The organism is Kitasatospora sp. NPDC032150 (assembly GCF_055579945.1).
The window spans coordinates 1-22,750 of record NZ_JBVIMH010000020.1 but is presented as its reverse complement, the minus strand read 5'-3'; the positions used below and the strand labels follow the sequence as shown (position 1 = coordinate 22,750).

Annotated in this window: 22 protein-coding genes; 15 read left to right on the top strand and 7 right to left on the bottom strand. The window is 71.1% G+C overall.

The features are described from left to right. Nucleotides 1-138: 138 nt before the first annotated feature. From ACZ5ON_RS22925 to ACZ5ON_RS22890, 8 genes are all read left to right on the top strand, one after another. The gene (locus ACZ5ON_RS22925; protein WP_465595679.1) at nt 139-3,354 is read left to right on the top strand and encodes a S41 family peptidase; all 3,216 of its coding nucleotides are present in this window, start codon (nt 139-141) and stop codon (nt 3,352-3,354) included. 291 nt (nt 3,355-3,645) lie between these two features. Then, nucleotides 3,646-4,005: a histidine triad nucleotide-binding protein gene (locus ACZ5ON_RS22920; RefSeq protein ID WP_344638495.1), complete on the top strand. Its 360-nt coding sequence runs from the start codon at nt 3,646-3,648 to the stop codon at nt 4,003-4,005. Nucleotides 4,006-4,009: 4 nt separating this feature from the next. Further along, a complete protein-coding gene (locus ACZ5ON_RS22915) occupies nt 4,010-4,927 on the top strand; it encodes a ribonuclease Z (protein WP_465595676.1) in 918 nt (305 codons plus the stop codon). Between the two features lie 167 nt (nt 4,928-5,094). Next, nucleotides 5,095-6,210 (top strand): PhoH family protein, encoded by a 1,116-nt coding sequence (locus tag ACZ5ON_RS22910; RefSeq protein WP_465595673.1) that lies wholly within the window; start codon nt 5,095-5,097, stop codon nt 6,208-6,210. Nucleotides 6,211-6,224: 14 nt separating this feature from the next. Next, on the top strand, nt 6,225-6,719 hold the full coding sequence (ybeY, locus tag ACZ5ON_RS22905; protein ID WP_436562080.1) for an rRNA maturation RNase YbeY: 495 nt from the start codon (nt 6,225-6,227) through the stop codon (nt 6,717-6,719). Between the two features lie 13 nt (nt 6,720-6,732). Continuing rightward, nucleotides 6,733-8,055, top strand: a complete 1,323-nt coding sequence (locus ACZ5ON_RS22900; protein ID WP_465595669.1) for a hemolysin family protein — start codon at nt 6,733-6,735, stop codon at nt 8,053-8,055. 243 nt (nt 8,056-8,298) lie between these two features. Next, the gene (locus ACZ5ON_RS22895) at nt 8,299-8,583 is read left to right on the top strand and encodes a hypothetical protein (RefSeq protein ID WP_465595666.1); all 285 of its coding nucleotides are present in this window, start codon (nt 8,299-8,301) and stop codon (nt 8,581-8,583) included. A 27-nt stretch (nt 8,584-8,610) separates the two neighbouring features. Continuing rightward, the gene (locus ACZ5ON_RS22890) at nt 8,611-9,162 is read left to right on the top strand and encodes a DUF4383 domain-containing protein (RefSeq protein WP_465595663.1); all 552 of its coding nucleotides are present in this window, start codon (nt 8,611-8,613) and stop codon (nt 9,160-9,162) included. Nucleotides 9,163-9,216: 54 nt separating this feature from the next. On the opposite strand, the gene ACZ5ON_RS22885 is transcribed toward ACZ5ON_RS22890, so the two are convergent. After that, complete coding sequence (locus tag ACZ5ON_RS22885) at nt 9,217-9,540, bottom strand: hypothetical protein (RefSeq protein WP_465595660.1); 324 nt, start codon at nt 9,538-9,540, stop codon at nt 9,217-9,219. Nucleotides 9,541-9,688: 148 nt separating this feature from the next. Here ACZ5ON_RS22885 and ACZ5ON_RS22880 point away from each other — a divergent pair, with 148 nt between their 5' ends. From ACZ5ON_RS22880 to ACZ5ON_RS22870, 3 genes are all read left to right on the top strand, one after another. Further along, nucleotides 9,689-10,054, top strand: coding sequence for a cytidine deaminase (locus tag ACZ5ON_RS22880; protein WP_465595657.1), 366 nt, complete (start codon nt 9,689-9,691; stop codon nt 10,052-10,054). Between the two features lie 344 nt (nt 10,055-10,398). Then, entirely contained in the window at nt 10,399-11,328 is a 930-nt protein-coding gene (gene era, locus ACZ5ON_RS22875) for a GTPase Era (RefSeq protein ID WP_465595654.1), read from the top strand. 218 nt (nt 11,329-11,546) lie between these two features. Then, nucleotides 11,547-12,200 (top strand): MerR family transcriptional regulator, encoded by a 654-nt coding sequence (locus ACZ5ON_RS22870; RefSeq protein ID WP_465595651.1) that lies wholly within the window; start codon nt 11,547-11,549, stop codon nt 12,198-12,200. A gap of 189 nt (nt 12,201-12,389) precedes the next feature. On the opposite strand, the gene ACZ5ON_RS22865 is transcribed toward ACZ5ON_RS22870, so the two are convergent. Together ACZ5ON_RS22865 and ACZ5ON_RS22860 are read right to left on the bottom strand one after the other, a co-directional pair. Beyond that, nucleotides 12,390-12,677, bottom strand: a complete 288-nt coding sequence (locus tag ACZ5ON_RS22865) for a protealysin inhibitor emfourin (protein WP_465595648.1) — start codon at nt 12,675-12,677, stop codon at nt 12,390-12,392. A gap of 93 nt (nt 12,678-12,770) precedes the next feature. Then, nucleotides 12,771-13,790 (bottom strand): M4 family metallopeptidase, encoded by a 1,020-nt coding sequence (locus ACZ5ON_RS22860; RefSeq protein ID WP_465595646.1) that lies wholly within the window; start codon nt 13,788-13,790, stop codon nt 12,771-12,773. 316 nt (nt 13,791-14,106) lie between these two features. Here ACZ5ON_RS22860 and leuA point away from each other — a divergent pair, with 316 nt between their 5' ends. The 4 genes from leuA to ACZ5ON_RS22840 all read left to right on the top strand — a co-directional run bounded on the left by leuA (nt 14,107) and on the right by ACZ5ON_RS22840 (nt 18,674). Then, nucleotides 14,107-15,888 carry a 2-isopropylmalate synthase gene (gene leuA / locus ACZ5ON_RS22855; RefSeq protein ID WP_465595639.1) on the top strand — a complete coding sequence of 594 codons (1,782 nt, stop codon included), beginning with the start codon at nt 14,107-14,109 and terminating at the stop codon, nt 15,886-15,888. 491 nt (nt 15,889-16,379) lie between these two features. Further along, the gene (locus ACZ5ON_RS22850) at nt 16,380-16,889 is read left to right on the top strand and encodes a TerB family tellurite resistance protein (protein ID WP_465595636.1); all 510 of its coding nucleotides are present in this window, start codon (nt 16,380-16,382) and stop codon (nt 16,887-16,889) included. 196 nt (nt 16,890-17,085) lie between these two features. After that, nucleotides 17,086-17,832: a DNA repair protein RecO gene (recO, locus tag ACZ5ON_RS22845; RefSeq protein ID WP_344634393.1), complete on the top strand. Its 747-nt coding sequence runs from the start codon at nt 17,086-17,088 to the stop codon at nt 17,830-17,832. A gap of 5 nt (nt 17,833-17,837) precedes the next feature. Next, a complete protein-coding gene (locus tag ACZ5ON_RS22840) occupies nt 17,838-18,674 on the top strand; it encodes an isoprenyl transferase (protein WP_465595633.1) in 837 nt (278 codons plus the stop codon). Nucleotides 18,675-18,869: 195 nt separating this feature from the next. Here the strand turns inward: ACZ5ON_RS22840 and ACZ5ON_RS22835 are convergent, their stop codons facing one another. The 4 genes from ACZ5ON_RS22835 to ACZ5ON_RS22820 form a co-directional block, all read right to left on the bottom strand. Further along, nucleotides 18,870-19,283: a Fur family transcriptional regulator gene (locus ACZ5ON_RS22835; protein WP_465595630.1), complete on the bottom strand. Its 414-nt coding sequence runs from the start codon at nt 19,281-19,283 to the stop codon at nt 18,870-18,872. Between the two features lie 35 nt (nt 19,284-19,318). Then, nucleotides 19,319-20,287 carry a metal ABC transporter permease gene (locus tag ACZ5ON_RS22830; protein WP_465595923.1) on the bottom strand — a complete coding sequence of 323 codons (969 nt, stop codon included), beginning with the start codon at nt 20,285-20,287 and terminating at the stop codon, nt 19,319-19,321. After that, nucleotides 20,287-21,108, bottom strand: coding sequence for a metal ABC transporter ATP-binding protein (locus ACZ5ON_RS22825; RefSeq protein ID WP_465595627.1), 822 nt, complete (start codon nt 21,106-21,108; stop codon nt 20,287-20,289). Before ACZ5ON_RS22825 ends, ACZ5ON_RS22830 begins: the two co-directional genes overlap by 1 nt. A 155-nt stretch (nt 21,109-21,263) precedes the next feature. Beyond that, on the bottom strand, nt 21,264-22,220 hold the full coding sequence (locus ACZ5ON_RS22820; protein ID WP_465595624.1) for a metal ABC transporter substrate-binding protein: 957 nt from the start codon (nt 22,218-22,220) through the stop codon (nt 21,264-21,266). Nucleotides 22,221-22,750: the final 530 nt, after the last annotated feature.

Below are 22,750 nucleotides of genomic sequence, written 5' to 3'. Positions count from 1 at the left end.
GCGGCTGAACGGCCTTGCGGTGCCGTGTGCTTCCCCGCGCCCGCTGCGGTGCACCACCCGCCCCCCGTGCACAACTCCCCGGCCGCCTTTGGGAGAAACCCGTCACGCGAGGTCAAGGGCGTGCGTAGGGTGGCGCCCGTGACCGATGTTCAGAGCACCTCAGCCGGCGCCTATCTGCGCCATCCGCACCTGCACGGGGACCTCGTGACCTTCGTGGCCGAGGACGACATCTGGCTCGCGCCGATCAGCGGTGGCCGGGCCTGGCGGCTGACGGCCGATCAGGCACCCGTCAGCCACCCCAGGTTCTCGCCGGACGGGCGGCACATCGCCTGGACCTCGACCCGGGACGGTGCGCCCGAGATCCATGTCGCACCTGCCGCGGGCGGCCCCGCCCGCCGGCTGACCTACTGGGGCAGCGCCCAGACGATGCTGTGCGGCTGGACCGAGGACGGCCGACCGGTCGCGATCACCAGCGCGGGCCAGGCGACTGGGCGCCGCACCTGGGCGTTCGCGATCCCGCTGGACGGTGGCGAGCCCGTCCGGCTGCCGTACGGGCCGATCGGCGGGTTGGCCTTCGAACCCGGCGGCGGGCGGACGCTGCTCGCCAGCCCGACCAACCGCGAACCCGCCTGGTGGAAGCGCTACCGGGGCGGCCGGACGGGCAAGTTGTGGATCGGCGACCGGGAGTTCGTCCGGGTGCACGAGGACCTGGACGGCAACATCCACTCCCCGCTCTGGGCGGGCGGCCGGATCGCCTTCCTCTCCGACCACGAGGGCGTCGCGCAGCTGTACTCCAGCCTGCCGGACGGCAGCGGCCTGCGCCGGCACAGCGACGGCGAGTTCTACGCCCGCAACGCCGCCACCGACGGGACCAGGATCGTCTGGCACAGCGCCGGTGACGCGTGGCTCCTGGACGACCTGGACGGTGCCGAGCCGCGTCGGCTGGAGATCGCACTGGCCGGTCCGCGCACCGGCCGCACCCCGCATCCGACCCCGGCCGCCGGGCAGTTGGAGACCGTCTCCCCGGACCGCACCGGCCGGGCCAGCGCAGTGGTGGTGCGCGGCAGCGTGCACTGGCTGACGCACCGCCAGGGGCCTTCCCGGGTACTGACCGAGACGCCGGGGGTGCGGGCCAGGCTGGCCCGGGTGGTACCCGGGACGGACGGCACGCAGGGCGCGCTCTGGGTGACGGACGCCGAGGGTGACGACGCGCTGGAGCTCGCTCCCGCCGTGCTGGGCACCGAGCGCCGCCGGCTGGCCCCGGGACAGCTCGGCCGGGTCCGCGATCTGGCCGTCTCGCCGGACGGCCGGCAGGCCGCCGTCGCCTCGCACGACGGCCGACTGCTGCTGGTCGCCCTGGCCGACGGCGGCGTGCACCAGCTGGTCCGCAGCGCTCAGGGCGAGGTGTGCGACCTGGCCTTCTCCCCGGACTCGCGCTGGCTGACCTGGTCCCAGCCGGTCCAGGACGACGGCTCGCTGCGGCAGATCATGCTGGCCGACCTTACGGACCGCACGGTCAGCGAGGCCACCCAGCCCCGCTTCATCGACTACTCGCCGGTCTTCACCCCGGACGGCAAGTACCTGGTCTTCCTCTCGGTGCGCAACTTCGACCCGGTCTACGACGCGCACATCTTCGACCTGTCCTTCCCGCACGGCACTCGGCCATACCTGATCACGCTGGCCGCGGACACCCCGTCGCCGTTCGGCCCGCAGCGCGCCGGACGGCCGCTCGCCGGTGAGGAGGAATCCAAGGAGGCCAAGAAGGACGGCACCGAGGAGGGCACCGAATCCGTCCCGGTCACCCGGGTCGATCCGGAGGGCATCGCCGACCGGATCGTCCCGTTCCCGGTCGAGGGCGGCAGCTTCGGCAGTCTGCGGGCGGCCAAGGACGGCGTGCTGTGGACCAGGCAGCCGCTGCTCGGCAACCTCGGCGACAACGCCGCCTCGCCGGAGGACGAGCAGCCGCGCGCGGCGCTGGAGCGCTTCGACTTCGCGAAGCTGCAGACCTCGCAGCTGGTCGCCGAGGTGGACGGCTTCGCGGTGAGCGGCGACGGCACCCGGGCCGCCGTGTTCGACCGGGGTGGTCTGCGGATCGTCCCGGCCGGCCACCGCGCCGGTCAGGACGAGGACCTGGACGTGGACCTCGACCGGGTCCGGGTCACCGTCGACCCGGCCGCCGAGTGGCGCCAGATGTTCGACGAGAACGGCCGGCTGATGCGCGACAACTTCTGGCGCGCGGACCTGGGCGGCCACGACTGGACCGGGACGTTGGCGCGCTACCGGCCGCTGGTGGACCGCTGCGGTTCGTACGACGACCTGGTCGACCTGCTCTGGGAGACCGTGGGCGAACTGGGCACGTCGCACGCGTACGTGCTTCCGTACGAGCGGGGCGCCCAGGCCGCCCACCGGCAGGGACTGCTCGGCGCGGACCTGGGCAAGGACGGCGAGCTGTGGCGGGTCGAGCGGATCCTGCCGGGCGAGTCCTCGGACCCGCGGGCCCGTTCCCCGCTGGCCGCGCCCGGTGCCGCGGTCCGGGCCGGGGACGCGGTGCTCGCCGTCAACGGCCGCCCGGTCGACCCGGTCACCGGCCCCGCCCCGCTGCTCGCCGGTACCGCCGGGCAGCCGGTCGAGCTCACCGTCGCCGGGAAGGACGGCACCGAGCGGTACCCGGTGGTCGTCCCGTTGGCCGACGAGGAGCCGCTGCGCTACCACGACTGGGTGGCCGACCGCCGGTCCGCGGTCCGCGAGCTCTCCGGCGGCCGGCTCGGCTATCTGCACATCCCCGACATGCAGAGCAACGGCTGGGCCCAGCTCCACCGGGACCTGAAGACCGAACTGGCCAAGGAGGGCGTGATCGTCGACATCCGGGAGAACCGGGGCGGCCACACCTCCCAGCTGATCATCGAGAAGCTCAACCGGAGGATCGTCGGCTGGGACCGCACCCGTGACCTCGACGAGGGCATCTCCTACCCCCGGGAGGCACCGCGCGGTCCGGTGGTGGCCCTGGCCAACGAGCTGTCCGGCTCGGACGGCGACGTGGTCAACGCGGCGATCCAGGCGCTCGGGATCGGCCCGGTGGTCGGTACCCGCACCTGGGGCGGCGTGATCGGCATCGACAGCAAGTACCGCCTGGTGGACGGCACTCTGGTGACCCAGCCCAAGTACGCGCTGTGGCTGGAGGGTTACGGCTGGGGCGTGGAGAACCACGGGGTGGACCCGGACGTCGAGGTGCCGATGCCGCCGCACGCCTGGGCCGAAGGCTCGGACCCGCAGCTCGCCGAGGGCGTCCGGATCGCGCTCGCCGCCCTCGCCGAGAAGCCGGCCGCCCGAGCCCCGGAGATCCCGGAGCTGTAGCGGAGTGCCGGCGGCGGTCTGGGGCCCGTACCTCCCGCCCGCCGCCGGCGCGGCTCTCCTCCCTCCGGCGCGGGGAGCCGGAGTGGCCGGGCGCCCTGGCTAGGGCCTCCCGCATCGTTGGAGAGCAGCAACTCGCCGGCGGCGCACGGGAGATCGGTCGCCGGCGGGCCGGCCGCGCGGCTCCCCGCGCCGCGGAGGTGCTCACCTCTCGCCCCCGGGGCGGGTTCGGCTGGGCTAGGCTGCGGGCGGTAGTGATGAGCGATCAGTGAAGTCCAGTTTGAGGAGAGCGAGATGGCCGGCGAGCCGCAGTCCGACTGCCTGTTCTGCAAGATCGTGGCAGGCGAGATCCCGGCGACGGTGGTCCGGGAGACCGACCGCACCCTCGCGTTCCGGGACATCAGCCCGAAGGCTCCCACCCACATCCTGGTCATCCCCAAGGTGCACTACCCGAACGCCGCCGAACTGGCCGCCGCCGAGCCGGAGATCGCGGGTGAGCTGCTCGCCGAGGCCGGTGAGGTCGCCGCGGACGAGAAGATCGTCGAGTCCGGTTACCGGCTGATCTTCAACACCGGCGCGGGCGCGGGCCAGACCATCTTCCACGCGCACGTCCACGTCCTCGGCGGCCGGCCGATGAACGAGAACATGGTCTGAGACCGTGTCGCAGCGCGAACTCGTCGTCCTCGGCACCGCCAGCCAGGTGCCCACCCGGCACCGCAACCACAACGGCTACCTGCTCCGCTGGGACGGCGAGGGCCTGCTGTTCGACCCCGGTGAGGGCACCCAGCGGCAGATGCTGCACGCCGGGGTCTCGGCCACCCAGATCACCCGGATCGGGGTGACCCACTTCCACGGCGACCACTGCCTGGGCCTCGCCGGGGTGATCCAGCGGATCAACCTGGACAAGGTCCCGCACCCCGTGGACGCCTACTACCCGGCCGGCGGCGAGGTCTACTTCGAGCGGCTGCGGTACTCCACCGCGTACCACGAGACCGCCGAGCTGCGCCCCCGTCCGATCAGCGCGCCGGGAGTGCTCCAGGCCCCCGGCGCCCCCTTCGCACTGGAGGCCAGGCGGCTCTCCCACCCGGTGGAGTCCTACGGCTACCGGCTCGTCGAGCCCGACGGCAGCCGGATGCTGCCCGAGCGGCTGGCCGCCCTCGGGCTGCGCGGTCCCGCCGTCGGCCGGCTGCAGCGCGAGGGACGGGTCGAGGTGGACGGCCGTACCGTCAGCCTGGACGAGGTCAGTGAGCCGCGGCCGGGCCAGCGCTTCGCCTTCGTGATGGACACTCGGTTGTGCGACGGGGTGTACGAACTGGCCGAGGGCGTCGACCTGCTGGTGATCGAGGCGACCTTCCTGGAGGGCGACACCCGGCTCGCCTCGGAACACGGCCACCTCACCGCCGTCCAGGCCGCCCAGGTCGCGGCCGCCTCCGGGGTCCGGACCCTGGTCCTGACCCACTTCTCCCAGCGCTACCCGGACCTGGACGGCCACCTCGCCGAGGCCCGCGCGCACTTCGACGGGGAACTGGTCCTCGCCGAGGATCTGGCCCGGGTACCGGTGCCACCGCGCCGATGATCCGAAAAGCAGTCGCATCACGGGGCGATCTGCCCCAGCATCGAATGCGCCGCCCCGGGTGCCACGCCGCCACGGCGAACATCTGCGCGGCGTACCCTGGTGACCCGGAGAGCCCCAGCGGCCCCACGAGACGACGGATGGGATGAGGCAGGCCACAGCGCCGACCCATGAGTGAGACTTCGCAGACCCCCACCAACGGACAGCAGCGCGTCGACGCGGCGAGTGCCCGGATCGTGATTCCCGAGCGGCACCCGATGGTCACCCTGCTCGGTACTGCCGACTCCCTCCTGCGGGTGATCGAGCAGGGCTTCCCCGCCGCCGACATCCATGTGCGCGGCAACGAGGTGACCGCGACCGGCGACCGCCGTGAGGTCGCCCTGGTCAAGCAGTTGTTCAACGAGATGATGCTGGTGCTGCGCACCGGCCAACCCCTGACGGAGGACGCCGTGGAGCGCTCCATCGCCATGCTCAGGAGCGCCGCCGAGGACCCGGGCCACCCGGCCCCGTCCGAGGTCTTCACGACGAACATCCTGTCCAACCGGGGCCGCACCATCCGCCCCAAGACCCTCAACCAGCAGCGCTACGTCGACGCGATCGACAAGCACACCATCGTCTTCGGCCTCGGCCCCGCCGGCACCGGAAAGACCTACCTGGCCATGGCCAAGGCCGTGCAGGCGCTGCAGGCCAAGGAGGTCAACCGGATCATCCTGACCCGCCCGGCGGTGGAGGCGGGCGAGCGGCTGGGCTTCCTGCCCGGCACGCTCTTCGAGAAGATCGACCCGTACCTGCGCCCGCTCTACGACGCCCTGCACGACATGATGGACCCCGACGCCATCCCGCGCCTGATGGCCGCGGGGACCATCGAGGTCGCACCGCTCGCCTACATGCGCGGCCGGACCCTCAACGACGCCTTCATCATCCTGGACGAGGCCCAGAACACCTCGCCCGAGCAGATGAAGATGTTCCTCACCCGGCTGGGCTTCAACTCCCGGGTCGTGGTCACCGGTGACACCACCCAGATCGACCTCCCGGGCGGCACCCGCAGCGGCCTCAAAATCGTCCAGGAGATCCTGGCGGATGTCCCGGACATCCACTTCTCCGTGCTCACCAGCACCGACGTGGTCCGCCACAAGCTGGTCAGCCGGATCGTGGACGCCTACGAGCGCTGGGACGCCGAGCAGGAGACCGAGGCCGGACGCGTGCCCCGCAAGCCCGTCCAGCGGCGTACCGGCAAGACCGGTGCGGCCCGCGCACCCCGACAGTCCCATCGCACCGAAAGCTGAGTACCAACCCCTCCATGTCGATCGACATCGCCAATGAGTCCGGCTGGGACGTCGATGAGGAGTCCATCCTCGACGTCGCCCGATTCGCCCTCGACAAGATGCGGATCCACCCGCAGGCCGAACTGTCCGTGATCCTGGTGGACGGCGCCGCCATGGAGGAGCTGCACATCCAGTGGATGGACCTGCCGGGCCCCACCGATGTGATGTCCTTCCCGATGGACGAGCTGCGCCCCGGCAAGGAGGGCGAGGAACTGCCGCAGGGCCTGCTCGGCGACATCGTGCTCTGCCCCGAGGTCGCCGAGAAGCAGGGCCTGGCGGCCCCCTCCAAGCACTCCATGGACGAGGAGCTCCAGCTGCTCACCGTCCACGGGGTGCTGCACGTGCTCGGCTACGACCACGAGGAGCCGGACGAGGAGCGCGAGATGTTCGCGCTGCAGAAGCGGATCCTGGACGACTGGCGGTCCGGCCGCGGCCTCTCGGGGATCTCCCCGGCGCCGACCACCCACTGAGGGCCGGCCCCCTGTGAGTGGTGAGAGTACGAGCTTCCTGGTCGGTGCGCTGGCACTGGTCGTCCTCGGCTGGCTGGCCGCCTGCGCCGAGGCCGGGATCTCCCGGATCTCCCGGTTCCGAGCCGAGGAGGCCGTCCGGGCCGGGCGGCGCGGCGCGGGCCGGCTGCTGACCCTGGCCAAGGACCCGATCCGCTACCTCAACCTGGCCACCCTGACCCGGGTGGCCAGCGAGATGGCGGCGACGGTCCTGGTCACCGTGGTGTGCGTACGGAACCTGCAGCAGACCTGGCAGGCGGTGCTGCTGGCGTTCGGCGTGATGGTGCTGGTCTCCTTCGTGGCGGTCGGCGTCTCGCCGCGCACCATCGGCCGCCAGCATCCGCTGACCACCGCCACCGCCTCGTCCTTCGTGCTGCTGCCGCTGGCCAGGATCCTCGGCCCGATCCCCCGGCTGCTGATCCTGCTCGGCAACGCGCTGACCCCCGGGAAGGGCTACAAGGAGGGACCGTTCGCCTCCGAGGCCGAGCTGCGCGCCCTGGTCGACCTGGCCGAGAAGGACGACCTGATCGAGGACGAGGAGCGCCGGATGGTGCACTCGGTCTTCGAACTGGGCGACACCATCGTCCGCGAGGTCATGGTGCCGCGCACCGACCTGGTGATGATCGAGCGCCACAAGACGGTCCGTCAGGCGCTCACCCTGGCCCTGCGCTCGGGGTTCTCCCGGATCCCGGTGGTCGGCGACAACGAGGACGACGTGGTCGGCATCGTCTACCTCAAGGACCTGGTCCGGCGCACCCACATCAACCGGGATGCGGAGTCCGAGCCGGTCGGCAGCGCGCTGCGCCCGGCGGTCTTCGTACCCGACTCCAAGCCGGCCGGCGACCTGCTGCGGGAGATGCAGCAGATGCGCTCGCACGTGGCGATCGTGATCGACGAGTACGGCGGCACGGCCGGCCTGGTCACCATCGAGGACATCCTGGAGGAGATCGTCGGCGAGATCACCGACGAGTACGACCGGGAGATCGCGCCGGTCGAGGACCTCGGCGACGGCACCTACCGGATCACTGCGCGGCTGCTGGTCGAGGACCTCGGGGAGCTGTTCGGGATCGTGCTGGAGGACGAGGACGTCGAGACGGTCGGCGGGCTGCTGGCCAAGCACCTCGGGCGGGTGCCGATTCCCGGGTCCTCCTGTCAGGTGCCGGTGCCCGAGGAGGTGTCCGGTGACCTGGCGGCGATCCGGCTCACCGCCGAGAGCGCGGCGGGGCGCCGCAACCGGATCGGGACGGTGGTCGCCGCACCGGTGCGGCCGGAGGAGATCGGCGACGCCGGCACCGAGTGACCCCTCGCGCCGGCGCCTGATCAAGGGGGCGCGGAGGCTGTGCGACCGCTCCGCGGCGGGGGCTGCTCGCGCGGTTCCCGCGCCCCTGGGACGCACCGGCCCCGCGTCCCCGAACCGCCCGCCGCCCGGGCCCGGGAGCCGGCCGGGGGCCCGGAAGGCACGCTTCCCGCGCCCTCGCAACCCCGCGGCCGGTGCGGGACGCACGAGTTGCCGGGACGGGGGATGGCTCCGACCATGTGAGGCATGACGCACCAACTGCGCGCGGAGTACGGCCCCGGTGGCCGGTCCGGCGGTATCCGGATGTGGCACGTGGTACGGACGCCGGGTGCCACCGAGGCTCTGTGCGGTCGTGAGATGGACCCCGACTCCGAGGCCAGGCCGGAGGAGGACTGGGGGACCGGACTTCGCTGCTGTCAGCAGTGCGGCTCGCTCTACCTGCACGAGGTCCCGTTCCACCCGGCCGACTGGGAGCGCTCGCCCGGCCCGGGCGGGGAACCGGCCCGGGGGCAGGGCACCGGACAGGAGTAGCGTGGAGTCGGCCTGGTGGAGGTCACCATGAAACTGCAAGACGAACTGCCCGTCGACCACCGGATGGCGCTGGTCTACCGGATCGGCGCGGGACTCGGCGGAGTGTTCCTGCTGGTCTTCGGCATCCTGGGGTTGCTGGACCACCCGGGCTTCCTTGCCACCCACGGTCCCCGGATCGCCGGTCTGTCGACCGACGGGGCGCTGAGCATCCTGTCCGTGATCGTGGGTCTGGTGCTGGTCGCCGGAGCCGCGGTCGGCGGGATCGTCGCTTCCAACCTCAACATGATCGTCGGCGTGTTGTTCGTGCTGTCGGGCTTCTACGGGCTGACCGTGCTCGGCCGCCCGGACGCCAACCTCCTCAACTTCCGGCTCGCCAACGTCCTGTTCGCCTTCATCTTCGGGTTCGTGGTGCTGACCTTCGGCATGTACGGCAGGGTGAGCAGCCATCTGCCGCAGGACAACCCGTACTGGAAGAAGCGCAGGGCGCTCGAGAAGGCGCGGGAGGAGTCCCGGCCGACCGGGCCGCCGGCCCTGATCAAGGTGTTGAACGCCGGGCCGCCCAAACCGATCGGTCACTGAGCAGAACGACGGTGGCCCGCGAGGGAGTCCCCCGCGGGCCACCGTCGTGCGCGGTCATGCCCGGCGGCGCAGGCCGAGCCAGACCAGCAGGGCGATCGCGGCGACCGCGGCCGCGTCCACGCCCAGGCCCAGCCGGACGCCGCCCAGGGTGGCGGTGGCGAAGCCGTCCCCGGCCGCCCGCAGGGCGTCGCTGCGGGACGCGGCGATCGCGCTGAGTACCGGGACACCGACAGTGATGCCGACCTGCTGGGTACTGGTGACCAGGCCGGTGGCCAGACCCTGCTCCTCGTCGGCCAGGCCCGAGGTGGGCGGTGATGCTGTACGCGACGATCGCGACGCCGCCGTGGGATGACGCGCCCGGCCGGATAGCGGCGGCATGTGACGGACCGGCAGGTTCGAGTGATCGGCTCCTCCGGTGAGATGCGGAAGGCCCCGGAGGCGCCGGGCCCCGAGCCTGCGTGGCGAGGCGCGATTCCGGCCGGGCGGGCGGGCGTCGAGGCGGTCCGCCGGCGAGGGCGGGGCGCCTATGCTCAGCGGCATGAGTGAGCTGATCGAGCTGGACCCCGAGGACAAGAAGATCATCACGCTGGCCCGTTCCGCGCGGGCCCGCAACGGCGTGGCGGAGGGGGCCGCCGTGCGCGACGAGACCGGCCGTACGTACGTGGCCGGGACGGTTGGGCTGGAGTCGCTGCGGCTGAGCGCCCTGCAGACGGCGGTCGCGATGGCGGTGGCCAGCGGGGCGAAGGACCTGGAGGCCGCCGCCGTGGTCTCCGAGGCCGCCGAGCCGGCCGAGGCCGATCTGGCCGCGGTGCGCGACCTGGGCGGCGCCGGGACGCCGGTCCTGCTGGCGGGGCCGGACGGTGTGCTGAAGTCCGCCACCGAGGCGCGCTGAGGTCGCGCCGAGACCGCCGTCCACCGCTGTGCGGGTACCCCCGGAGGTATGGGGTGCCCGCACTTCCCCTCGCACCGGGCGCGGGTAGGGTGGCAGCGATCGAGGGGGTGTGCGATGGGGGCACTGGCGTTCTTCGCCGGGCTGCTGCTCACTGTGATGGGCATGGGCCGTTGGAAGGAGACCGGTACTGGTTGGCCGGCTCGATCGCGCTCTTCGTGCTGACCGTGATCGGCGCGCTCACCGGGGGGCGCAAGTCCCGCTGAGGCCGCCCCGTGCGGCCGCGTCCGGACGCGGTCCGGACGCGGTGTCCGAGCATGCTCGGGCGATCAGGGAGAATGGTGCCCATGAGTGCCCCTTCATCCCCGTACCGCTCCGGGTTCGCGTGCTTCGTCGGCCGTCCGAACGCGGGCAAGTCGACCCTGACCAACGCGCTGGTCGGGACGAAGGTCGCGATCACCTCCGACCGTCCGCAGACCACCCGGCACACGGTGCGCGGCATCGTGCACCGCCCGGACGCCCAGCTCGTCCTGGTCGACACCCCCGGCCTGCACAAGCCCCGCACGCTGCTCGGTGAGCGGCTCAACGACCTGGTGCGCTCCACCTGGGCTGAGGTCGACGTGATCGGCTTCTGCCTGCCCGCCGACCAGAAGATCGGCCCCGGCGACAAGTTCATCGCCAAGGAGCTCGCCGAGATCAAGAAGACCCCCAAGGTCGCCATCGTCACCAAGACCGACCTGGTCGACTCCAAGCGCCTGGCCGAGCAGCTGCTCGCCGTCCAGCAGCTCGGGGTCGAGCTGGGCATCGAGTGGGCCGAGATCATCCCGGTCTCCGCGGTCGGCGACAAGCAGGTCGAGCTGGTCGGCGAGCTGATCACGAGGCTGCTCCCCGAGGGCCAGCCGCTCTACCCGGACGGCGACCTCACCGACGAGCCCGAGCAGATCATGGTCGCCGAACTGATCCGTGAGGCCGCCCTGGAGGGCGTCCGGGACGAGCTGCCGCACTCGCTCGCCGTGGTGGTCGAGGAGATGCTCCCGCGAGAGGGCCGCCCGGCGGACCGCCCGCTGCTGGACATCCACGCCAACGTCTACATCGAGCGCCAGAGTCAGAAGGCCATCGTGATCGGCGCCAAGGGCTCCCGCCTGAAGCACGTCGGCACCACCGCCCGCAAGCACATCGAGGCCCTCCTCGGTACCCCGGTCTACCTCGACCTGCACGTCAAGGTGGCCAAGGACTGGCAGCGCGACCCGAAGCAACTGCGCAAGCTCGGCTTCTGAGCCGCCACCCGGACCACCCCAGGGCCACCCGAGGCACCCCCTCGGGTGGCCCTCACGGCTTGTATGCACCCAGCGCTCGCCAGCGGGTGCCTCAGCGCGGCCCGTGCCGCCAGTATGGAGACGTATGCTATCCATATTGTCCCGGATGTGCGGCTGGGTGCGGGTGGGGCGGTCCCGGTGGTGGGGTGGTCAGGGCCGGTCGGGGTGGGGCGGCCGGGATGGGAGAGGCGATGCGGATCGGCGAGCTGAGCAGTCGTACCGGCGTACCTGTGCCCACGATCAAGTACTACCTGCGCGAGGGGCTGCTCCCGTCCGGTGAGCGGACCAGTCCCAACCAGGCCCAGTACGGCGACGGGCATGTGCGGCGGCTGAAGCTGGTGCGGGCCATGCTCGAGGTCGGGAAGCTCTCCATCGCGGCCACCCGTGAGGTGCTGAACACGATCGACGCTCCCGGCGGCACCCTGCACGGGATGCTCGGAGCCGCCCAGTCCGCCGTCACGGCCGAGCCGTCGGCGGGTGGGGGCGAGGACGGGGCGTGGCGGGAGGCCGACCGGCTGGTGGCAGTGCTGGCCGAGCGCCGGGGCTGGCGGGTGAAGCCGGGCAGCGCGGCATGGCAGGCGCTGATCCAGGTCGCGGCGGCCTACCAGGGGCTCGGCCAGGAGGACCTGCTCGGCATCCTCGACGAGTACGCGGTCGCGGCGGAACGCCTCGCCGCTGCCGAGATCGCCGTGATCGCGGGCCGGTCCGAGCCGGACGGCCAGGTCGAGGGAGCCGTGATCGGATTGGTGCTCGGCGACGCCCTGATGGCCGCCATGAGGAGGCTGGCCCAGGAGGACGCCTCCCGGCGGGCTTCCGGCGAGAGGGCCGACTGAGTCGTCACAGTGTCAGCGGTCGTGTGATGTGGGTGATTTGAGCCGCGTGTCATATGCGGTCGTCGATGCGTTGCTTTCCTTGGCTCCGCGCTTTCGGGGGCGCGTGGTCGCTCGGGCGCGCCGATCTCCCGCGCGGTGCGCGGTTGTTCACGCACGCGGTTGATCGGGATGATCGCCGCGCCGTCGGGCTCACTTGGCGAGGCCTGGTTGCGGGACGCCCTCGCGGAGGACCAGGGAGACCAGTTCGTGCTGGGCGTCGGTCAGTTTGGGGTCGGCGCAGTAGACCGTCCGGCCGTCGACGGTGATCTCGTAGCGGAAGCCGTCCGGCACGCCGCACGAAGGGGTGCGCAGGCCGCCCGCCACCGCTTCGCGGGCGAGGGCGTGCACGTGCGGCGCGTCGGGTCGGTCGGCGGTGTCCAACTCCGCGCGCTGGGTTCGGCCTGCCAGGCCGCCGGTCCTGGTCACCTGGATACGCATGGTGGTAAGTCTGCTACGCACCGGTGGGGCGTGCTGACTTTTCGCCCAGGTCGGCATCGGCTGGTCGGCGAACCAGTCCGCGGAGCGGTCGGTTCAGGTGGTGCTGATCCCGACCTGGGACCAGGCGGCGGTCACCGCGTCCGCCACCGACTGGTCCTGGTACCGGGACTTGGCGGCGGCCACGGTGGCCCTGGCGAAGGCTGCGAAGTCGGCGTCGTGGGTGAGCCGCCCACCCGTGAGGGTGTCGTACCAGATCCGTCCGGCCCGCTCCCAGGCGTTGCCGCCGAGCGCGGTGGCCAGCAGGTAGAAGGCGTGGTTGGGTATCCCGGAGTTGATGTGCACCCCACCCTGGTCGTCGGCGGTGTCGACGTAGTCGTTCAGGTGGGCGGGCTGCGGGTCCTTGCCGAGCATGGGGTCGTCGTAGGCGGTGCCGGGCGCCTTCATCGAGCGCAGCGCGACGCCCTGGACGCCCGGGGCGAGCAGTCCGGCGCCGATCAGCCAGTCGGCCTCGGCGGCGCTCTGGCGCAGGGCGTACTGCTTGACCAGCGAGCCGAACACGTCCGAGACGGACTCGTTGAGCGCCCCGGGTTGGTCGTGGTAGTCGAGACCGGCGGTGTACTGCGTGACGCCGTGGGTGAGTTCGTGGCCGATCACGTCCACGGCGGCGGTGAAGTCGGTGAAGACGACGTTGTCACCGTCGCCGAAGACCATCTGGGAGCCGTCCCAGAAGGCGTTGTCGTAGTTCTGTCCGTAGTGGACCGTGGCGTTCAGTGGCAGCCAGTCGCCGTCGATGGAGTTCCTGGTGTACACGGTCTCGTAGAGCGCGAAGGTGGCGCCGAGGCCGTCGTATGCGCGGTTGGCCGAGCCGTCAGCGACCGCGGCCTGGCCCTCACGGCGGATGGTCCGCCCGGGGGTCCGCTCGGCGTGGCCGGCGTCGCCGATGGTGCGGGTGAGGCGGTGGGCCGGGGGCGGGGGAGCGATGGCCTGGAGTCTGGCGGTGCGGTGGGTCAGGTCGAGTGCCAGCGAGCGCTGCGCGGGCTCGTGGCCCTGCTCGGCGAGTCGGTCGAGGACGTACGGCGGGATGATCGTGCAGTAGTGGGGCACTGAGGTCATGTCGCCAAGAGTGAGGCATTGATGACCGGTTGTCACGGGGGTTGGCGGCCGGTAGTCCGTCTCAAGGGGTGGAATGGTGGTGGAGTTCACTGCCCCGCGCCGGTGACCTGGGTTACTCTCGGACACATCATGCGTCACGGGCTGCTTCTCCTTAGCTGCCGCGGCGAGGGCCTGTAGTCCCCGAAGGCCGGCCCCCTCGCCGCGGGGAGTTGTGTTGCGCGCGATCAACGTCGATGCGGCGCACCAGTCGGCCCAGCCGGGTGTTCACCTGCCCCGGCCAGCCCGCAATCGATCAGGGAAGCTGAGACTCTCCTCCATGACTGAGCAGTCCGCCATCGCTCGCGCGTTCAACGACCGTCCCACCCCGATCACCGCCGCCACCGTGCAGCAGAAGCCCTCCGGCATGCCGTTCCACCGCTACCTGCCGTTCGGCACCGTGGACCTGCCGGACCGCACCTGGCCGAACCAGGTCATCGCCAAGGCTCCGCGCTGGCTCTCCACCGACCTGCGGGACGGCAACCAGGCGCTGATCGACCCCATGTCGCCGGCCCGCAAGCGCAAGATGTTCGACCTGCTGGTGAAGCTGGGCTACAAGGAGATCGAGGTCGGCTTCCCGTCCTCCGGGGCCACCGACCACGACTTCGTCCGCTCGCTGATCGAGGAGCGGGCGATCCCCGAGGACGTCACGATCTCGGTGCTGACCCAGGCCCGCGAGGACCTGATCGAGCGCACCGTGGAGTCCCTGATCGGGGCCCCGCGCGCCACCGTCCACCTGTACAACGCGACTTCGCCGCTGTTCCGCCGGGTGGTCTTCAAGGGCAGTCGGGAGGACATCAAGGGCATCGCGGTGGACGGCACCCGGCTGGTGATGGAGTACGCCGAGAAGCTGCTGGGCGAGAACACCGTCTTCGGCTACGAGTACTCGCCGGAGATCTTCATCGACACCGAGCTGGACTTCGCACTGGAGGTCTGCGAGGCGGTGATGGACGTCTGGCAGCCGGGCGAGGGTCGTGAGATCATCCTCAACCTGCCGACCACGGTGGAGCGTTCCACTCCGAACGTCTACGCAGACAAGATCGAGTGGATGTCGCGCAACCTCTCCCGCCGCGAGTTCGTCTGCCTGTCCTCGCATCCGCACAACGACCGCGGCACCGGCGTCGCCTCGGCCGAGCTGGCCATCATGGCCGGTGCCGACCGGGTCGAGGGCTGCCTGTTCGGCCAGGGCGAGCGGACCGGCAACCTGGACCTGGTCAACGTCGGGATGAACCTGTTCTCGCAGGGCGTCGATCCGATGATCGACTTCTCGGACATCGACGAGATCCGCCGCACCTACGAGTACTGCAACCAGATGGTCGTGCCGGAGCGCCACCCGTACGCCGGTGACCTGGTCTACACCTCGTTCTCCGGCTCGCACCAGGACGCCATCAAGAAGGGCTTCGACGCCCTGGAGGCCGATGCCGAGGCGGCCGGTGTCCCGGTGGGCGAGTACACCTGGGGCGTCCCGTACCTGCCGATCGACCCGAAGGACGTCGGCCGCTCCTACGAGGCGGTCATCCGGGTCAACAGCCAGTCCGGCAAGGGCGGTATCGCGTACGTCCTGAAGAACGACCACAAGCTGGACCTGCCGCGCCGGATGCAGATCGAGTTCTCGAAGATCATCCAGGCCAAGACCGACGCCGAGGGCGGGGAGGTCACCCCGGCCGACATCTGGGCGGTCTTCCAGGACGAGTACCTGCCCACCCCGTCCAACCCGTGGGGCCGGATCGCGCTGAGCGGCTCGCGCAGCCTGACCACCGAGGGCGGCCGGGACGTGCTGTCCGCCGAGGCCGTGGTGGACGGGCGGCCCGTCACCCTGTCCGGCACCGGCAACGGCCCGGTCTCGGCCTTCGTCAACGCGCTGACCGAAATCGGCGTGGACGTACGGGTGCTGGACTACGCCGAGCACGCGCTGAGCGAGGGTGGCGACGCCCAGGCCGCCGCGTACGTCGAGTGCGCGGTGGACGGCCAGGTGCTGTGGGGCGTCGGCATCGACGGCAACACCGTGCTGGCCTCGCTGAAGGCAATGATCAGCGCCGTCAACCGGGCCCAGCGCGGCTAGTCCGCAACGACCGGCTGCCGGCGGCCGGCCGGGTCCGTACGACCGTGCGCCGGTGGCCGCTCGGCCGGTCCGCAGGGCCGTTTGTCGGCGGTCGGCACACGGGGCCGACTTCGCGCGGGGGTCGCCGGATTCCGGGTGAGGTCACCGGAAAGGGCGACTCCCGCTTGCAATGTGTTCCGCGCCACACCTTTACCCGTTCGGGGTGCTGACACATCCCGGTAACCATGGCAGCATCTACCCACCGGAACCGAGGTCGGTGGGACGGCTCCCGGCGTCCGGTCGCGTGACCTGCCCATCGATGCGCAGGCCGCCTGCCATGTCTGGGGAGTGGCGCCGTGACAGGGTTGTGGGGTGTTCGCCCTCGCTGGCGGACGGACGTTCTCGGTGATTTCTTCTGCCCCGGCTGTGGTGGGGACCGCAACTACCGCCGCCAGTACGGCCGTCGGTGGCTGCGACTGTTCGGCACTCCGGTGCTGCCGGTAGGACCCGTCGTGGGCAGCGTCCAGTGCACCAGCTGCCACGGCCGGTACGGCGTCGAGACCTTGGAGCAGGTCACCTGCGTCCGGCTCGCCTCGATGCTCCGCGACGCCCAGTACACGGTGAGCCTGGCGGTCCTCGCCGCCGGCGGTACTGGCGGTCGGGCCGTCCGGGAGGCCGCCTGCGCCACCATCCGCGAGGCTGGCTTCGAGGACTGCGGCGAGGCCCAGATCCTGGCCGCGCTGGCCGCACTCACCGGCTCCAGCGGGGAGGGACCGCTCGACCTGGAGGGCCACGGCAGCGGCCTCACCATCGAACTGCACGCCGCGCTGGAGCCGTTGGCCCCGCACCTGGCCCAGCAGGGCCGCGAGCGCCTGGTCCTGCAGGGCGCCTCGATCGCGCTGGCGGACGGGCGGTACCTGCCGCAGGAGCGCGCCGCGCTGGCCGCCGTCGGCCGTTGCCTCAAGCTCGGCGAGGGACGGGTCGGCGAACTGCTGCAGGCCGCGGCGGGCGCACCGCACTAGTCGGGACTCCGGTCCTCTTCGACTCCTCTTCGACCGGGCCCGAACACCCCCTCTGGGCCCGCCGTGCCCCGCACCCGCCGGTATTCCCACACGCCGACCGGGGTACGGGCGCACGGCTGCCCGTTCGTCGAGGCAGCGGAGTGCGCGAGAATGGTCGGATGGCCACACTGTTCGACTTCCACGCCCGGGGGCGCCGATGAGCCTCTTCCGGGACGACGGCGTGGTCCTGCGCACCCAGAAGCTGGGCGAGGCCGACCGGATCATCACCCTGCTCACTCGCCAGCACGGCAAGGTGCGCGCGGTGGCCCGGGGCGTCCGCAAGACCAAGTCCAAGTTCGGTGCCCGGCTCGAACCGTTCTCCCATGTGGACGTGCAGTTCTTCAGCCGGGGCGCCGACCTGGTCGGCCGCGGGCTGCCGCTCTGCACCCAGGTGGAGACCATCGCCCCCTATGGCGGCTCGATCGTCACCGACTACGGCCGCTACACGGCGGGCACGGCCATGCTGGAGACGGCGGAGCGGTTCGCCGAGAACGAGGGCGAACCGGCGGTCCAGCAGTACCTGTTGCTGGTCGGCGGGCTGCGCACGCTGGCCGCCGGGCTGCACGAGTCCCACCTGGTGCTGGACGCCTTCCTTCTGAGGTCGCTCGCGGTCAACGGATACGGCGCGAGTTTCACGGACTGCGCCAAGTGCGGACTGCCAGGACCCAACCGGTTCTTCTCGCTCCAGGCGGGCGGAGTGCTCTGCGCGGACTGCCGAGTGCCTGGAAGTGCCGTACCCTCCCCTGAGACACTGGTACTGCTCGGCGCGCTGCTGTCAGGGGACTGGCAGACGGCGGACAACTGCGAGCCTCGGTACTGGCGGGAGGGCAGCGGGCTGGTGGCCGCCTATCTGCAGTGGCACCTGGAGCGGGGTATCCGCTCGATGAGATACGTGGAGAAGTGAGCAGCATGGCAGCGCGACGGCTCTTCGGCGGTAAGCAGCGCGAGTACGTGACCCCGGCCCCGCACCCGAGCGGTGCGAAGCCTCCGAAGATCCCCGGTGAGCTCGTCCCCGATCACGTCGCGATCGTGATGGACGGCAACGGCCGCTGGGCCAAGGAACGCGGGCTGCCGCGCACCGAGGGCCACAAGGTCGGCGAGGCGGTCGTCCTCGACGTGCTCAAGGGCGCGATCGAGCTCGGTGTGAAGAACGTGTCCCTGTACGCCTTCTCCACCGAGAACTGGAAGCGGTCCCCGGACGAGGTGAAGTTCCTGATGAACTTCAACCGGGACGTCATCCGCCGCCGCCGCGACGAGCTCGACTCCATGGGCGTGCGGATCCGCTGGGCCGGCCGGATGCCCCGGCTCTGGAAGAGCGTGGTCCAGGAGCTCCAGGTCGCCCAGGAGCAGACCAAGCACAACGACGCCGTGACCCTCTACATGTGCGTCAACTACGGTGGCCGGGCCGAGATCGCGGATGCTGCGGCGGCCATCGGTCGGGATGTCGCGGCCGGCAAGCTGGACCCGGGGAAGATCACCGAGAAGACCATCGCGAAGTACCTGTACCACCCCGACATGCCGGACGTGGACCTGCTGCTGCGGCCCAGCGGTGAGCAGCGCACCTCCAACTTCCTGCTCTGGCAGAGCGCTTACGCCGAGTTCGTGTTCCAGGACGTGCTCTGGCCGGACTTCGACCGGCGCGATCTGTGGCGCGCCTGCGAGCAGTTCGCGATGCGTGACCGCCGCTTCGGCGGTGCGGTCCCCAATGAGGTGGCCGCTGAAGCCGAGGTGCCGGTGCAGCGCTGAGGCGGCTTCGACGCGGTGCCGGGGCAGCCGTGGTGCGGTGTCGGGACGTGCGACGTGGCGTCGGTAAGGGTGCGACGCGGCGTCGGGGATACGTGAACGTGTGACACCGTGTTGGCACCACGGTGACGCGGCGTCGGGACATGCATGAAGGGGCCCGGGAGCAACTGCTGCTCCCGGGCCCCTCGTTCTGTCCGCTCAGGCCTTCTTGGCCGCGCACTCCCCGCAGAGTCCGAAGATCTCCAGCGTGTGGGCGATGTCGGTGTACCCGTGTTCGGCGGCCACGGTGTTGGCCCAGCGTTCGACCGCGGGGCCCTCGACCTCCACGGTGGCGCCGCAGGCACGGCAGACCAGGTGGTGGTGGTGCCCGCTGCTGCACCGGCGGTAGACCGCCTCACCGTCCGCGGTGCGCAGCACGTCCACCTCGCCGGCGTCGGCCAGTGACTGCAGGGTGCGGTACACCGTGGTCAGCCCGACCGAGTCGCCCCGGTGCTTGAGCATGTCGTGCAGCTCCTGCGCGCTGCGGAAGTCCTCGATCTCGTCCAGGACCGCCGAGACGGCGGCTCGCTGCCGAGTGGATCGGGCGCGCGGCGACGGGCCTGCGGTGGTCACCGTGGGTCCTCCTGGGGGTGGGTTCGTCTCGCACCTCATTGTGCCAGCCCCGTACTGGCGATCGGGTCGCTCTCCCGCGCTCCGTTCGCAGTTGTGGTGTGGAGGTTGTCGCCGGTGTTCTGCCGGGCCGAGGTCGCCTGGCCGGGGATCGCGGTCTTGCAGACCTCGGGTCCGTGGTCGGCGGCGGCGCGGTGGCGGCGGCGGGCCAGCGGTGCGGCGATCGCGCTGAACACCGCGAAGATCGCGATGGCGAGCAGCACGATGGCCGGGCCCGAGGGCACGTCGGCCTGGTAGGAGCCGGTCACGCCGGCCACCGCGACGGTGATGCCGAGCGCGATGGCCGCCGCCTGGGTGGCGGCGAAGGAGCGGGTGAGCTGTTGGGCCGCCGCCACCGGGACCACCATGAGCGCGCTGACCAGCAGCAGTCCCACCACCCGCATGGCCACGGTCACGGTGACGGCGGCGGTCACGGCCAGCAGCAGGTTGAGGACGCGCACCGGAATTCCGGTGACCCGGGCGAACTCCTCGTCCTGGCAGACCGCGAAGAGCTGGCGGCGCAGTCCGATGGTGATGGCGATCACCACGGCGGCGAGTGCCGCGATGGTGCTCAGGTCGGAGGGGGAGACGGTGAGGATGGAGCCCCAGAGGTAGCTCTCCAGGCTGCCACTGCCGGCCTGGGCGCTCACGCTGACCAGCAGCTTCCCACAGGCCATACCGCCGTAGAAGAGCATCGCCAGGGCGATGTCGCCGCGCTGCTTGCCGCGCGCGCGGACGAGTTCCATGACGATCGCGCCGAGGACGCAGACCAGGACGGCCATCCAGATCGGGCTGGTCTGGAACAGGAAGCCCAGGCCGACACCGGTCAGCGCGACATGGCCGATGCCGTCGCCCATCAGGGCCTGCCGCCGCTGCACCAGGTAGACACCGACGGCGGGCGCGGTGACGCCCACCAGGATGGCGGCGATCAGTGCGCGCTGCATGAAGTCGTAGTTGAGCATGTCGATCATGCGAGCAGCCTCGGGGTGTTGTTCGGGTGGTCGTCGTCCGCGTGCGGGTGGACGTGATCGTGGCCGGGCAGGGCGTGCTGTCCGACCTCCTTCGGGGGCGGGCCGTCGTGCGAGACGCAGCCGTCGCGGAGCACCACGGCCCGGTCGATCAACGGCTCCAGCGGGCCGAGTTCGTGCAGTACGAGCAGGACGGCGGCGCCGCGCTCGACCTCCCGGCGCAGGGTGTCGGCGAGGATCTGCTGGCTGGCCATGTCCACCCCGGCCATCGGCTCGTCCATGATCAGCAGGTCCGGGGTGCCGACCAGCGCGCGGGCGATCAGCACCCGCTGGTGCTGGCCGCCGGAGAGGTTGGCCACCCCGTCCTCGGCACGGTCCAGCATGCCGACGGCGTCCAGGGCCCGGTCCACGGCCTCCCGGTCCTTGCGGCGGAACGGCAGCAGCCGGTGCTGCGGCAGCCGACCGGTGGAGACCACCTCGCGGACGGTCGCGGGCACGCCACCCGCTGCGGTGGTGCGCTGGGGCACGTACCCGATCCGGCGCCACTCCTTGAACCTGGCGTACGGCGTTCCGAAGAGCTCGAGTCCGCCGCGCTCCAGCGGGATCGAGCCGATCACGGTTTTGACGGTGGTCGACTTGCCGGAGCCGTTCGCGCCGAGCAGTGCGACCACCTCGCCGGGCCGCACCACGAGGTCGATGCCGCGCAGGACGGGACGGCCTTCGAGCGAGGCGACAGCGTCGCGGAGCGAGACGGCCGCGGGAAGCGGGTGCCGCGCCGGGGCGGAGTCCGTCGGCGTCGTGTCGGGTATGACAGAGCTCATGGGGGTGTCCTCGTGGTCCTCTTGGTCCTCTTGGGCCTCTTGGTATTGCTCGGCTCGTGCCGCTTGGCCCGGCTGGGGGCGCCGAGGCCGGGTTGCCGGGGCCTGGATCGCCGCGCCTGGACTGCCGGGTCTCGATCGCCGGGCCCGGGGTTTGCTCAGCTCTTGGCGCCGAGGGCGGCCTGAAGGTTCGCCAGGTTCTGGTGCATGATCGAGAAGTAGTCGTTGCCGGACGGGTCCTTCACGCCCTCGATCGGGTCGAGTACGGCGGTCTTCAGGTTGAGGTCCTTGGCGACGGTCTTGGCCAGGTCCGGGCTGACCAGCGCCTCGAAGAAGATCGTGGTGACGCCGTTGTCCTTGGCGGCCTTCTGGATCGTGGCGAGGCGGGCCGGGGTCGGCTCGGCCTCCGGGTCCACACCGTTGATGGCGATCTGGTTCAGGCCGTAGTGGTCGGCGAGGTAGCCGAAGGCGGCGTGGCTGGTGACGAAGGTCTTGGTCTTGGTGCCCTTCAGTCCGGCCTGGAACTCCTGGTCGAGCGCGGACAGTTTGGTGACCAGCGCGTCGGTGTTCTTCTGGTAGTCGGCGGCGTGGTCCGGGTCGGCCTTGGCCAGCTCGGCGCCGACGCTCTTGGCGACTGCGGTGTACCGGGTCGGGTCGAGCCAGATGTGCGGGTCGCCCGCCGCGTCGGTGTGGTCGTGCCCGTCCTGGCTCTGGGTGCCCTCGTCCAGGTGGTGGTCGACCAGCGGGGAGGCGGCGGTGGCATCCACCACGTGCTTGGCGGAACCCTGCTCGACCGCCTTGTCGACGGAGGGCTGGAGACCCTTGAGGTAGACCACCAGGTCCGCGCTCTGAATGGAGGCGACCTGCTTGGCCTTGAGTTCGAGATCGTGCGGTTCGACTCCGGCAGCGGTGAGGTCGGTGACCTTCACATGGCTGCCGCCGATCTGCTCGGCGAGGAACTCCATGGGGTAGAACGACGCAACCACGTTCAGCTTGCCGTCGCCACCCTTGCCCGCTGCACTGCTCGAACCGCCGCAGGCGGTCAGGGCGAGGGCGCCGACGACGGCGGTGGCGGTCAGGGCTATCGAGGTGGTCGGGAGACGTCGCAACATCATGACAACCATTGTCATCTTTACTGGAAATGATTGTCAACTCACACGATTGGCGTATGAATCATGGCCATGTGAGAGCTATGCCACTCGGGGGCGTGTGGGCGGGAGGGTGCATGCGTCGACGGGAGGGTGCATGCGTCGACGGGAGGGCGCGTGCGTCGATGGGAGGGTGCATGCGTCGACGGGAGGGCGCGTGCGTCGATGGGAGGGCGCGTGCGTCGACGGGAGTGAAATGTGTCGACAGGGGGTGCGTGCGTTGAGAGGAGGGCGCATGTGTCAACAGAAGGGGCGTGCTCGCGTCAAGCTGCTCGTGCGGGCGTCGATGGGCCGACCCGCAATACTGATTTGAACCGTCTACCCACGAGCCCGGTAACCTGAGGTATTCGGGTGCGCGCAACCAGCCGCGCCTTGACCGTGCCGTCGAACTGACGTCGTACTGAAGAGAGCACTGTGGCCGCCGACAAGATCGACACGATTGTCAGCCTGAGCAAGCGCCGTGGCTTCGTCTACCCCTGCAGCGAGATCTACGGCGG

Coding starts and splice junctions, on each gene's coding strand:
- ACZ5ON_RS22885 (WP_465595660.1), bottom strand. CDS start 9,540: ATGCCGCCGCTATCCGGCCGGGCGCGTCATCCCACGGCGGCGTCGCGA.
- ACZ5ON_RS22840 (WP_465595633.1), top strand. CDS start 17,838: ATGGCAGCGCGACGGCTCTTCGGCGGTAAGCAGCGCGAGTACGTGACC.
- era (WP_465595654.1), top strand. CDS start 10,399: ATGAGTGCCCCTTCATCCCCGTACCGCTCCGGGTTCGCGTGCTTCGTC.
- ACZ5ON_RS22880 (WP_465595657.1), top strand. CDS start 9,689: ATGCTCAGCGGCATGAGTGAGCTGATCGAGCTGGACCCCGAGGACAAG.
- ACZ5ON_RS22920 (WP_344638495.1), top strand. CDS start 3,646: ATGGCCGGCGAGCCGCAGTCCGACTGCCTGTTCTGCAAGATCGTGGCA.
- ybeY (WP_436562080.1), top strand. CDS start 6,225: ATGTCGATCGACATCGCCAATGAGTCCGGCTGGGACGTCGATGAGGAG.
- ACZ5ON_RS22865 (WP_465595648.1), bottom strand. CDS start 12,677: ATGCGTATCCAGGTGACCAGGACCGGCGGCCTGGCAGGCCGAACCCAG.
- ACZ5ON_RS22895 (WP_465595666.1), top strand. CDS start 8,299: ATGACGCACCAACTGCGCGCGGAGTACGGCCCCGGTGGCCGGTCCGGC.
- ACZ5ON_RS22820 (WP_465595624.1), bottom strand. CDS start 22,220: ATGATGTTGCGACGTCTCCCGACCACCTCGATAGCCCTGACCGCCACC.
- recO (WP_344634393.1), top strand. CDS start 17,086: ATGAGCCTCTTCCGGGACGACGGCGTGGTCCTGCGCACCCAGAAGCTG.
- ACZ5ON_RS22825 (WP_465595627.1), bottom strand. CDS start 21,108: ATGAGCTCTGTCATACCCGACACGACGCCGACGGACTCCGCCCCGGCG.
- ACZ5ON_RS22870 (WP_465595651.1), top strand. CDS start 11,547: ATGGGAGAGGCGATGCGGATCGGCGAGCTGAGCAGTCGTACCGGCGTA.
- ACZ5ON_RS22890 (WP_465595663.1), top strand. CDS start 8,611: ATGAAACTGCAAGACGAACTGCCCGTCGACCACCGGATGGCGCTGGTC.
- ACZ5ON_RS22860 (WP_465595646.1), bottom strand. CDS start 13,790: ATGACCTCAGTGCCCCACTACTGCACGATCATCCCGCCGTACGTCCTC.
- ACZ5ON_RS22910 (WP_465595673.1), top strand. CDS start 5,095: ATGAGTGAGACTTCGCAGACCCCCACCAACGGACAGCAGCGCGTCGAC.
- leuA (WP_465595639.1), top strand. CDS start 14,107: ATGACTGAGCAGTCCGCCATCGCTCGCGCGTTCAACGACCGTCCCACC.